Annotated in this window: 7 protein-coding genes; 3 read left to right on the top strand and 4 right to left on the bottom strand. The window is 65.8% G+C overall.

Annotated features, from left to right (window positions below; genetic code table 11):
• Positions 1–21 precede the first annotated feature (21 nt).
• The 3 genes from betA to V3B30_RS20395 all read left to right on the top strand — a co-directional run bounded on the left by betA (position 22) and on the right by V3B30_RS20395 (position 4,648).
• A complete protein-coding gene (gene betA, locus V3B30_RS20405; RefSeq protein ID WP_100472170.1) occupies positions 22–1,704 on the top strand; it encodes a choline dehydrogenase in 1,683 nt (560 codons plus the stop codon).
• 233 nt (positions 1,705–1,937) lie between these two features.
• Positions 1,938–3,614, top strand: coding sequence for a long-chain fatty acid--CoA ligase (locus V3B30_RS20400; protein WP_262083476.1), 1,677 nt, complete (start codon positions 1,938–1,940; stop codon positions 3,612–3,614).
• 161 nt (positions 3,615–3,775) lie between these two features.
• Entirely contained in the window at positions 3,776–4,648 is an 873-nt protein-coding gene (locus tag V3B30_RS20395) for a crotonase/enoyl-CoA hydratase family protein (RefSeq protein ID WP_100472168.1), read from the top strand.
• Between the two features lie 71 nt (positions 4,649–4,719).
• Here V3B30_RS20395 and V3B30_RS20390 read toward each other — a convergent pair whose 3' ends face one another.
• From V3B30_RS20390 to V3B30_RS20375, 4 genes are all read right to left on the bottom strand, one after another.
• Positions 4,720–6,894, bottom strand: a complete 2,175-nt coding sequence (locus V3B30_RS20390; RefSeq protein WP_262083475.1) for a response regulator — start codon at positions 6,892–6,894, stop codon at positions 4,720–4,722.
• A complete protein-coding gene (locus V3B30_RS20385; protein ID WP_014037069.1) occupies positions 6,891–8,036 on the bottom strand; it encodes a two-component system response regulator in 1,146 nt (381 codons plus the stop codon). The genes V3B30_RS20390 and V3B30_RS20385 overlap by 4 nt, the downstream gene beginning before the upstream one ends.
• Before the next feature lie 204 nt (positions 8,037–8,240).
• On the bottom strand, positions 8,241–9,752 hold the full coding sequence (lysS, locus tag V3B30_RS20380; protein WP_100472166.1) for a lysine--tRNA ligase: 1,512 nt from the start codon (positions 9,750–9,752) through the stop codon (positions 8,241–8,243).
• Positions 9,753–9,937: 185 nt separating this feature from the next.
• Positions 9,938–11,578 (bottom strand): acetolactate synthase large subunit, encoded by a 1,641-nt coding sequence (locus V3B30_RS20375; RefSeq protein WP_262083474.1) that lies wholly within the window; start codon positions 11,576–11,578, stop codon positions 9,938–9,940.
• Between the last annotated feature and the right edge of the window lie 30 nt (positions 11,579–11,608).

Below are 11,608 nucleotides of genomic sequence, written 5' to 3'. Positions count from 1 at the left end.
CCCGGCCTGCAGGAGACACCCATGAGCACCCATAACGAGTACGACTACATCATCATCGGCGCCGGCTCGGCCGGCAACGTGCTGGCCACCCGCCTCACCGAAGATGCCGATGTCAGCGTGCTGCTGCTGGAAGCCGGTGGCCCGGACTACCGGCTCGACTTCCGTACCCAGATGCCGGCGGCGCTGGCCTTCCCGCTGCAGGGCAAGCGCTACAACTGGGCGTACAAGACCGATCCCGAGCCCTTCATGAACAACCGCCGCATGGATTGCGGCCGCGGCAAGGGCCTGGGTGGCTCGTCGCTGATCAACGGCATGTGCTACATCCGCGGCAATGCGATGGACTATGACAACTGGGCCAGCATGCCGGGCCTGGAAGACTGGACCTACCTTGACTGCCTGCCGTACTTCCGCAAGGCGGAAACCCGTGACATCGGCCCCAATGACTACCACGGTGGCGATGGCCCGCTGCGCGTGACCACGCCCAAGGCCGGCAACAACGAGCTGTTTGCTGCAATGGTCGAAGCCGGCGTGCAGGCCGGCTACCCGCGCACCGACGACCTCAACGGCTACCAGCAGGAAGGCTTCGGCCCGATGGACCGCACGGTGACCCCGAAGGGCCGTCGTTCCAGCACCGCCCGCGGCTACCTGGACCTGGCCAAGCCGCGCCCGAACCTGACCATCGTCACCCACGCGCTGACCGACCGCATCCTGTTCTCGGGCAAGCGCGCGGTGGGCGTGCAGTGGCTGCACAACGACCAGCCGCAGCGCGCCACTGCCCGCCGCGAAGTGCTGCTGTGTGGCGGCGCCATCGCCTCGCCGCAGATCCTGCAGCGCTCGGGCGTCGGCCCGGCCGACCTGCTGCGCAGCCTGGACATCGACGTCGTGCACCACCTGCCGGGCGTCGGTGCCAACCTGCAGGACCACCTCGAAATGTACCTGCAGTACGAGTGCAAGAAGCCAGTGTCGCTGGCGCCGGCACTGAAGCTGTACAACCAGCCGGCGATCGGTGCGGAGTGGCTGTTCCTGGGCACCGGCATCGGCGCCAGCAACCAGTTCGAGGCCGGCGGCTTCATCCGCAGCGACGCCGAGTTCGACTGGCCGAACCTGCAGTACCACTTCCTGCCGGTGGCAATCAATTACAACGGCTCCAACCCGATCAAGGCGCACAGCTTCCAGATGCACGTCGGCTCGATGCGCTCGCCCAGCCGCGGCCGCATCCATGTGCGCTCGAAGGACCCGCGCGAACATCCCAGCATCCTGTTCAACTACATGTCGCACGACCAGGACTGGCGCGAGTTCCGCGCGGCGATCCGCATCACCCGCGAGATCTTCGCGCAGCCGGCACTGGCGCCGTACAGCGGCCGCGAGATCTCGCCGGGCAGCGCGCTGCAGACCGATGCGCAGATCGATGCGTTCGTGCGCGAGCATGCCGAGACCGCCTATCACCCGTCGTGCTCGAACAAGATGGGCCATGCCGACGACCCGATGGCGGTGGTGGATGGCCAGGGCCGTGTGCACGGGCTGGAAGGCCTGCGCATCGTCGATGCCTCGATCATGCCGCAGGTGGTGACCGGCAACCTCAACGCACCGACCATCATGATGGCCGAGAAGCTGGCCGACGTGATCCGCGGCCGCACCCCGCTGGCGCGCAGCACCGCGCCGTACTACAAGGCCAACGGCGCACCGGTACGCAAGCAGGGCTGACGCAGGCGGCCCTTCGGCAGACCCATACCCCAAACCGGCAGGTGCCCACCTTGGTGGGCACGCCCCCGCAGCGCCCCTCGCAATCCTGTGCCGACCAAGGTCGACACCTACCGTTGCAGCCCCCGCGAACCCCTCTTCGCGTTTTCCCTACGGCGGGGTATGCTGCAATGACCGGCCGTTACCGATACGCTCAGGGCCGGAACCTAATACATCACGATTCCTGGAGGGGGAATATGAGTCTGGATCGTCCCTGGCTGCAGAGCTATCCGAAAGGCGTTCCCGCAGAGATCGACGTCAACGAGTTCCATTCGGTAGCCTCGGTCTTCGACGCTTCCGTCGCGAAATTCCGCGACCGTCCCGCCTACTCCAGCTTCGGCAAGGTGCTCACCTACGGCGAGACCGACGCGCTGGTCGAACAGTTCGCGGCCTACCTGCTGGGTGAGCTCAAGCTCAAGAAGGGTGACCGCGTCGCCCTGATGATGCCCAACTGCCTGCAGTACCCGGTGGCCACCTTCGGTGTGCTGCGCGCCGGGCTGACCGTAGTCAACGTCAACCCGCTTTACACCGCCCGCGAGCTCAAGCACCAGCTGGTCGATGCCGGCGTGACCGCACTGGTGGTGGTCGACAACTTCGGCGACACCGTCGAGCAGGTCATCGCCGATACCCCGGTCAAGCACGTGATCACCACCGGCCTGGGCGACCTGCTCGGCGCCAAGGGCGTGATCGTCAACTTCGTGCTGAAGTACATCAAGAAGATGGTGCCCAACTACCATCTCAAGGGCGCCGTGCGCTTCTGCCATGCGCTCAAGCTCGGCAGCCGCCACAGCCTGCCCAAGGTCGAGATCGACCACGACGACATTGCGTTCCTGCAGTACACCGGCGGCACCACCGGCGTGGCCAAGGGCGCGATGCTGACCAACCGCAACCTGATCGCCAACATGCAGCAGGCCTCGGCCTGGATCAGTGCCTCGGGCATCGAGATGGGCAAGGAGTGGATCATCACCGCCCTGCCGCTGTACCACATCTTCGCATTGACGGCGAACGGGCTGGTCTTCATGAAATTCGGTGGCTGCAACCACCTGATCACCAACCCGCGTGACATGAAGGGCTTCGTCAAGGAGCTCAAATCGGCGCCCTTCACCGCCATCACCGGCGTCAACACGCTGTTCAACGGACTGCTCAACACCCCCGGTTTCGACACGGTCGACTTCTCGTCGCTGAAGGTCACCCTGGGTGGCGGCATGGCCGTGCAGCGCGCCGTGGCCGAGCGCTGGAAGAAGGTCACCGGCGTGACGCTGGTCGAGGCCTATGGCCTGACCGAGACCTCGCCGGCGGCCTGCATCAACCCGCTCACCCTGACCGAGTACAACGGTTCGATCGGCCTGCCGATTCCGTCCACCGATGCCTGCATCAAGGACGACAACGGCGCCATCCTGCCGCTGGGCGAGGTTGGCGAGCTCTGCATCAAGGGCCCGCAGGTGATGAAGGGTTACTGGCAGCGCCCGGAGGAAACCGCCAAGACCATCGATGCCGACGGCTGGCTGCACACCGGCGACATGGCGAAGATGGACGAGCAGGGCTTCTTCTACATCGTCGACCGCAAGAAGGACATGATCCTGGTGTCCGGCTTCAACGTCTATCCGAATGAAGTCGAGGACGTGATCGCAATGATGCCGGGCGTGCTGGAAGTGGCCGCGGTCGGCGTGCCGGACGACAAGTCCGGCGAGGTGGTGAAGGTGGTCATCGTCAAGAAGGACCCGAACCTGACCGCCGAAATGGTCAAGGAACATGCCCGGGCCAACCTGACCGGCTACAAGCACCCCAAAATCGTTGAATTCCGAAAGGAGCTGCCGAAGACCAACGTCGGCAAGATCCTCCGTCGCGAACTCCGCGATACGCCCGCCCAGTAAGGGTTTGCGGCAGTTTGAGCAGTACCGGGCCCGGGGCGGAAACGTCCTGGGCCCTTTCGCATGGGCCGGCCCTGAGGCGGTGTAGCATCGCCGCGTGTGTGGACCGTTCGGCCCGCCGGCCACCCACCTGACACTGCGGGCCGCATGCCGAGGACCCTTCCATGAGTACCATCGAAAAGCTGCCCTCAAGCGGCTCGCCTTTTGCCACCATCCGTACCGAAGACAGTGCCGACGGCGCTGCCCATTGGCTGTTCATGCACGCCGACGCCGCCACTGGCATCCGTCCCTGCTGCCGCAAGGACATGCTCGACGAGATGTGGAGCTATATGGCGGCCATCACCCGCGGCCCTGCCGAACGCCACAACGGCACGCTGCGGCATTTCGTGCTGGCCTCCGACGCCGTCGCCTACAACCTGGGCGGTGACCTGGACCTGTTCACCCGCCTGATCCGCGAAGGCAACCGCGACCTCCTGCTGAACTACGCCCAGCGCTGCGTAGAGGGCGTGCACCACCTGCATACCGGGTTCGGCGGCGACGTCCGTTCGATCGCCCTGATCCAGGGCGACGCCCTTGGCGGAGGCCTGGAAATGGCGCTGGCCTGCCACACCATCGTGGCCGAGGAAGGCAGCGGCATGGGCCTGCCCGAGGTTCTGTTCGGCCTGTTCCCGGGCATGGGCGCCTATTCGTTCCTGTGCCGCCGTGTGTCACCACATCTGGCCGAGAAGATCATCCTCGACGGCCGGGTCTACAGCGCCGAGGAAATGCATGCGATGGGCGTGGTCGACGTGCTGGTGAAGAAGGGCGAAGGCCGCGCGGCGGTCGAAGAACTGATCCGCCAGCAGCAGCGCACCCCACAGTCCTACCTGGCAATGAACGCCGCACGCAGCATTGCCCAGCCTGTCAGCTACGACGAACTGTTGGAGATCACCAAGGTATGGGTCGATTCCGCCCTGGCTCTCGGCGACCGCTCGCTGCGCACCATGGATCGCCTGATCAAGGCCCAGACCCGTCGCGCCAGCCTCGACGTGGCCTGATTCATCCCCTCCCCCAGGATGGGTTCAAGCCCGGTTGGCCACCGGGCTTTTTTTATGGCCCTTGCCGTGGTTCAGCGCGCCTCGCCATCGTCAGCAGCGCCGCGCAGCCGGCGTTCGGCCCGTGCCTCCAGCGCACGCCGGCCTTCCTTGATCGCCTCCTGCAGGATGTCCAGGCGCGGGCGCCATTCGGTCTTGAGTTGCCAGTCGGCCATCCGCATCAGCTCGCCGGCGCGGTTGGACGCGCGCATCAGGCCGAGGTTGCTGGCCACGCCCTTGATCGCGTGGGACTGCTCGCGGAACACATCCCAGCGCGCGGCCTCGCCGGCCTGCTCGGCCTTGCCCATGCAGCCCGCCACGTCCTCCAGGCACTGGCGGATGAACTCGCGTTCGAAACCCTCGCCCATGCCCAGCGAGGCCAGTTCGTCCAGCACACTGCTGTCGAGCACCCCATCCTGCAGCGCCGCCGGCCGCACCACCGGCGCGGCCATGGTCTTCAGCTGGGCGTTGTTGGCGATCTCGGCCAGGGTATCGAGCAGGCGGACCGCCACCACAGGTTTGGCCAGGAAGGCATGCGCACCGGCCTGGGTGCAGCGCTGGATCGCCTCGGGCGTGACATCGGCACTGAGCACCAGCACCGGCGTGCGCGGGCCACCGCCGGCCTGCATGACCCGCAGCTCCTTGAGCATGTCCAGCCCGCTCATGCCCGGCATGTGCAGATCGACGATGACCGCGTCGAATTCGCTGTCGGCCAGTGCATCCAGCACCGCCTCGCCGCCGTCCACGCACAGCACGCGGTGGCCGGCCTTCTGCAGCAGGCGCTGCAGGACCATGCGGTTGGCCTCGTGGTCGTCGGCCACCAGGATCTGCATGCTGCGCACGCGGGCGCGATGGCGCAGGAACGGATCGGCAAAGGCGATCACGTTGCCGCCCGGTCCCACGTCCTCGTCGCCGGTCAGGCTCGGCACCGCGCCCGGCACCAGCGGCTGCGGCGGCGCGAACGGCAGCTCGACCCAGAAGTGGCTGCCGCGCGGCGGGTTTTCCAGATAGCCGATGTCACCGCCCATGGCTTCGACCAGCCCCTTGGCGATGGTCGTGCCCAGGCCGGTGCCCTCGTGGCGGCGCGCCATGCTGACGTCAGCCTGCTCGAAGGCATCGAACAGCCGCGCACGCATGGCCGGTGCCACGCCGATGCCGGTATCGAGGATGTCGAAGCGCAGCCGCACCGCGCCATTGGTGTCCGCATGGACGACGCCAACACGGATCTCGACCCGGCCATGGTCGGTGAACTTGACCGCATTGCCGGCCAGGTTCAGCAGGATCTGGCGCAGGTGCCCGACATCGCCGCGCACGCGTGGCGGCACGCCGTCGGCGACCTTCACCCGGTAGTCCAGCCGTTTGGCCTTGGCCTGCGGCAGCAGGATCAGCCCGATCGCCTGGATCACATCGACCACTGCGAAGTCTTCGGCCACCACACGCAGCTTGCCGGCTTCGATGGCCGAGATGTCCAGCACCTCCTCCACCAGCGCCAACAGGCTGCGCGAGGACGCCTGGATGGTGTTGAGGCACTCGCGCTGCTCGTCGTCCAGGCGCGTGGTCGCCAGCACTTCGGTCATGCCGTTGAGACCGTTCAACGGCGTGCGGAACTCATGGCTCATGTTGGCCAGGAAACGACTCTTGGCCTCGCTGGCGCGGCGCGCCTCGGCCATCGCTTCGGTCAACTGCCGCAGCAGCGTCGAGAAGTACAGCGGCACCGCAGCCAGGCCGAGCCAGAGGCCGATGGCCAGGCGGAAATTCTGTTGCCAGTAAGGGGTCAGCAGCACGGTGCAACCGAAGCTCACCATCGCCATGGCCACCGCCACGTACAGGTAGTGGTTGCCAAAGCGCATGCCGTTGCCGACCGTCACCCACATCACCACGATGTAGACCCAGGCCAGCGGTTCGCCCATCTGAACCATGCCGGCAGCGATCAGCCCATAGTCGGCCAGCATGCCCAGCACGCGGCGAGGATCGGAACGCGCCGGCCGCCACAGCAGCCAACCGAACAGCAGCAGCGACAGGCTCAGGCCGGTCAGCACGATCGCCAGCACGCCGACGTACTGCGCATGCGGCAGATCGTGGCGTGGCGCCGGCAGCAGCACGTAGGCCAGGATCAGGCTGATCAGGGCAATGCGGACGATCTGCTGGCCGTGCTCACTGTCCTGGCGCTGGGACAGGCGCAGCCGCAGCTGCGACAACAGGCGTTTCACGCGCCCAGCCCCGGGCGCGCGGACGCCATCGAATGCTCGGCGCAGATCTGGTCCAGCTGTTCGCGGCCGCGCAGCAGCGCGTCCACGCATCGGGGATCGAACAGGCGGCCACGCTGGGCGTAGAGATAAGCCAGGGTGGCTTCCATGGTCCATGCTTCCTTGTACGGACGGGGGGATATCAGGGCGTCGAAGACATCGGCGACGGCCACGATGCGCGCTTCCAGAGGAATCGCATCGCCAACCAGTCCATCGGGATAGCCGCTGCCATCGTAACGCTCATGATGACGCAGTGCGATCAAGGCGCCAACCTGGATGAAGCGATTCTGGCTGCCGCTCAGCAGTTCATGGCCAATCCGCGGGTGCCGGCGCATGATCGCCAGCTCCTCCTCGTTGAGCTTGCCCTGCTTGAGCAGCACCGCGTCGGGGATGGCGATCTTGCCCATGTCGTGCAGCGGCGCGGCCATCTCGATCAGGCGCACCTCCTCTTCGGGCAGCCCGAGCTGGTCGGCAATCAGGCCGGCCACGCGTGCCATGCGTTCCAGGTAGGCGCTGGTACCGGCATCACGGAACTCGATCGCACGCGCCAGCCGCGACAGCGTCTCGCGCTCCCGCTCTTCGACCTCATGCATGCTGGCCAGCAGGCGCTGCTCCAACGACAACGCCCGCTGCTTCACGTTCTCGGTCTGCTGGCGCAACTGCAACAGGTTGTAGCAGCGCGCACGCAGTTCGCGCGGGCGGATCGGCTTGACCAGGAAATCAATAACCCCCGCTTCCAGCGCGGCCTGCCGGATCGGTTCGTCGCCGACCACGGTGATCAGGATCACCGGAATGTCGCGGTGCTTGGGCAGGCGCCGGAAGCGACGGGCAAATTCCAGCCCGTCCATCTCCGGCATGCGGTAATCGAGCAGCAGCAGGTCGACCGGATGCGCCTCGCACCACGCCAATGCGGTCAGCGGATCGCCGAAGTCATACACGCTCAGTTCTGGCGCGATGTCCTCGATGACGTGACGCAGCATCGTCCGGGCGGAAGTCTGGTCGTCAACAATGACGATGTTCAACGCGTACTCTGCCTGGTTTTTCGACCATGCTGGATCATCAGCAGGCGAGGATACTCTGCCGCTGCGAACGCTCGCACCCTGCATCGGCCTGACTCCCGTGTCATGCGTCCCGATTCATGATCGTCATCACATTGTGAAGCGGGCTCTCCACGCTGTGCACTCCCCTGGCGCCGATCAAGCCATACCAAGCGTCAAGGTAGTGCAATAACGATACGCCGAGTGCGGGAGGCGTCAATCGCGCCGTCTCGTTTCGGGACGGCGCGCACAATCAGGAGTCAAAAAGACGACTTACTGCTCCGGACGCATGTACGGGAAAAGCAACACGTCACGGATCGAGCTGCTGCCGGTCAGCAGCATCACCAGACGATCGACGCCGATGCCCAGGCCGCCGGTCGGCGCCATGCCGTACTCCAGCGCACGGATGTAGTCGGCGTCGTAGTGCATGGCCTCGTCGTCGCCACCTTCCTTCGCGGCCACCTGGGCCTGGAAGCGCTGGGCCTGGTCTTCCGGATCGTTCAACTCGGAGAAGCCGTTGGCCAGTTCCTTGCCATTGACGAACAGCTCGAAGCGGTCGGTGTAGCCCGGATCATTGTCGTTGGCGCGGGCCAGTGGCGAGACCTCCACCGGGTGATCGGTGATGAAGGTCGGCTGGATCAGGGTGTGCTCGACAGTGGCCTCGAAGATCTCCAGCAGCAGCTTGCCCCAGCCGTAGGACGGCTTGACGCGGATCTTCAAGCGCTCGCAATGCCGCAGCAGCGCGTCACGGTCGGTGCAGTCCGCAGCGGAGATTTCCGGGTTGTGGTGGCGCACCGCCTCGTCCATGCGCCAGCGGCGGAACGCCGGGCCCAGGTCGATCTTCGCGCCGTCCCACTCCACCTCGGTGCCGCCGTTGACCGCCTTGGCCACGTCACGGATCACGCCTTCGGTCAGGTCCATGATCTCGTTGTACGTGGCATAGGCCTCGTACAGCTCCATCATGGTGAATTCCGGGTTGTGGCGCGTGCTGACGCCTTCGTTGCGGAAGTTGCGGTTGATCTCGTACACGCGCTCCAGACCACCCACGGTCAGACGCTTGAGGTACAGCTCCGGTGCCACGCGCAGGTACAGGTCCAGGTCCAGCGCGTTGTGGTGGGTGGTGAACGGCTTGGCCGCCGCGCCGCCGGGGATGTAATGCATCATCGGCGTCTCGACTTCCAGGAAGTCGCGGTTGTCCAGCCACGCGCGCATGGCGCGGATGATCTTCGAGCGCTTGATGAATACCGCGCGCGACTCCGGGGTCACGATCAGGTCGACGTAGCGCTGGCGGTAGCGCTGCTCGACGTCGGCCAGGCCGTGCCACTTGTCCGGCAGCGGGCGCAGCGACTTGGTCAGCAGGCGGATCGATTCGGCCTTGACCGACAGCTCGCCGGTCTTGGTACGGGTCAGGCCGCCTTCGACGGCGATGATGTCGCCCACGTCCCAGCCCTTGAAGGCGGTGTAGGCATCGCCCAGCACGGCACCCTGCAGGAACAGCTGGATGCGGCCGGACTCATCCTGGATCTGCGCGAAGCTGGCCTTGCCCATGATGCGCTTGGCCATCAGGCGGCCCGCCATCTTCACCTGCCGGCCGTTGCCTTCCAGGGCCTCGGCGGTCCAGGTTTCAGCGTCGCCGAATTCTTCCTGCAGGCGGCCGGCGAAGTCTTCGCGACGGAAGTCGTTCGGGTACGCGATGCCCTGCCCACGCAGCGCTTTGAGTTTCTCACGGCGCTCGGCGATCAACTTGTTTTCGTCGACGGGGGGGGTATCGGTAGCTTCGCTCATGGATCTGCGGGAATCGTATAGTGAGGGGGGATGTTGCGCCCGGCGCAGCCGGTTGCCCAGCATACCAAAACCGCCCTGCCCCGGCCCTGGCGGCCCCCTGCCCCGGTAGCAGCCTGGGGTCAGATCCCTTTTGCGAGGCAAAAGGGATCTGACCCCATCCAGGCCCCTGCCTGGCCCCTGGATAGCTACCTGTTTCCAGGGAACGCCTGACGCAACTCGTCCACCAGTACCCGCTGGTTTTCAGAATAGTCCACCGGCACCGACACCAGGTGCACCCCACCCTCGTTGAAGGCCGCTTCCAGGGTCGGGATGAACTGCTCGATGGCCGTCACTTCGTGGCCCTTGCAGCCATAGGCCTCGGCGTACTTCACGAAATCGGGGTTGCTGAAGGTCATGCCGTAGTCGGTGAAGCCATCCACCGCCTGCTTCCAGCGGATCATCCCGTAGGCGCCGTCGTTGAGGATCAGCACCACCAGGTTCAGGCCCAGCCGGCGCGCGGTCTCCAGCTCCTGGCTGTTCATCATGAATCCGCCATCGCCACACACCGCCAGCACCCGCCGCTGCGGATACAGGATCGAGGCCATGATCGCCGACGGAAGGCCAGCGCCCATCGTCGCCAGCGCGTTGTCCAGCAGCAGCGTATTGGCCACCTGGGTGCGGTAATTGCGCGCAAACCAGATCTTGTACATGCCGTTGTCCAGCGCCACGATGCCGTCCGGCGGCATCACCTGGCGCACGTCATGCACCAGGCGCTGCGGGGTGAATCCAGCGTCCTCGGCACGGTCAGCCAGGTGTTCCAGAATGGTCGCGCGCAGCGGCAGCAGCGCGTCGGCGTTCGGCACTGCACCTTCGATACGGTCGGCAAGCTGGGTCAGCGAACGGCCGATATCGCCGATCACTTCCACCTGCGGGAAGTACACCTGCTCCACCGCCGCCTGCGAGTAACCGATATGGATCACGGTCGGCCCACCCGGGCGCATCACGAACGGCGGCTTCTCGGTGACCTCGTGGCCGACGGTCACGATCACGTCGGCCTGGTCGATCGCCATGTGCACGTAGTCACGCTCGGTGAGCGCGGCGGTGCCCATGTACAGGCCCGAGCCACCGGCTACCGCACCCTTGCCCATCTGCGTGGTGAAGAATGGAATGCCCGCGCGCAGCACGAACGCCGACAGCGCGTCGCTGGACTGCGGCCGCGATGCCGCCGAGGCGATCATCAGCAGCGGACGCTTGGCGTTGCGGATGATGTCCGCCGCGCGATCCAGTGCTTCCGGACTGGCAATGGGACGATCCACCGCGTGCGGCGGAATCAGCGCCACCTCCCCGACCTCATCGGCCGCGATGTCTTCGGGCAGCTCCAGCAGCACCGGGCCAGGGCGCTCTTCCAGCGCAGTACGGAATGCCTCGCGCACGATCGTCGGGATGGTGCGCGCCGAGACGATCTGCCGCGCCTGCTTGGTCAACGGCTTCATCGTGCTGACGATGTCAACGATCTGGAAACGCGCCTGCTTGCTGGCCACGATGCCCTTCTGGCCAGTGATCATGATCACCGGCCACGCGCCCAGCAGCGCGTAGGCGGCGCCGGTGGTGAAGTTGAGCGCGCCCGGGCCGAGCGTGGCCAGGCACACGCCGGGCTTGCCGGTCAGGCGGCCGTAGGTGGCCGCCATGAACACCGCTGCCTGCTCGTGGCGGGTGATGACCAGCTCGATGCTGGAATGGCGCAGCGACTCGACCACGTCGAGATTCTCTTCGCCGGGAATACCGAAAATGCGCTCGACGCCTTCGTTCTCAAGCGCGGCGACGAGCAGATCTGAACCCTTGGACATTGGAATGCCGTCCTTTTCGCTGGACTGATG

This window comes from Stenotrophomonas sp. SMYL41, assembly GCF_036319965.1.
Taxonomy (GTDB): domain Bacteria; phylum Pseudomonadota; class Gammaproteobacteria; order Xanthomonadales; family Xanthomonadaceae; genus Stenotrophomonas; species Stenotrophomonas maltophilia_R.
The sequence above is the reverse complement of the archived record's forward strand: the minus strand, read 5'-3'. Positions and strand labels throughout refer to the sequence as shown.

Excerpts from the sequence above, each read along its gene's own strand:
- V3B30_RS20375 (WP_262083474.1), bottom strand. The coding sequence starts at position 11,578 with ATGTCCAAGGGTTCAGATCTGCTCGTCGCCGCGCTTGAGAACGAAGGC.
- betA (WP_100472170.1), top strand. The coding sequence starts at position 22 with ATGAGCACCCATAACGAGTACGACTACATCATCATCGGCGCCGGCTCG.
- lysS (WP_100472166.1), bottom strand. The coding sequence starts at position 9,752 with ATGAGCGAAGCTACCGATACCCCCCCCGTCGACGAAAACAAGTTGATC.
- V3B30_RS20400 (WP_262083476.1), top strand. The coding sequence starts at position 1,938 with ATGAGTCTGGATCGTCCCTGGCTGCAGAGCTATCCGAAAGGCGTTCCC.
- V3B30_RS20395 (WP_100472168.1), top strand. The coding sequence starts at position 3,776 with ATGAGTACCATCGAAAAGCTGCCCTCAAGCGGCTCGCCTTTTGCCACC.
- V3B30_RS20385 (WP_014037069.1), bottom strand. The coding sequence starts at position 8,036 with ATGCAGGGTGCGAGCGTTCGCAGCGGCAGAGTATCCTCGCCTGCTGAT.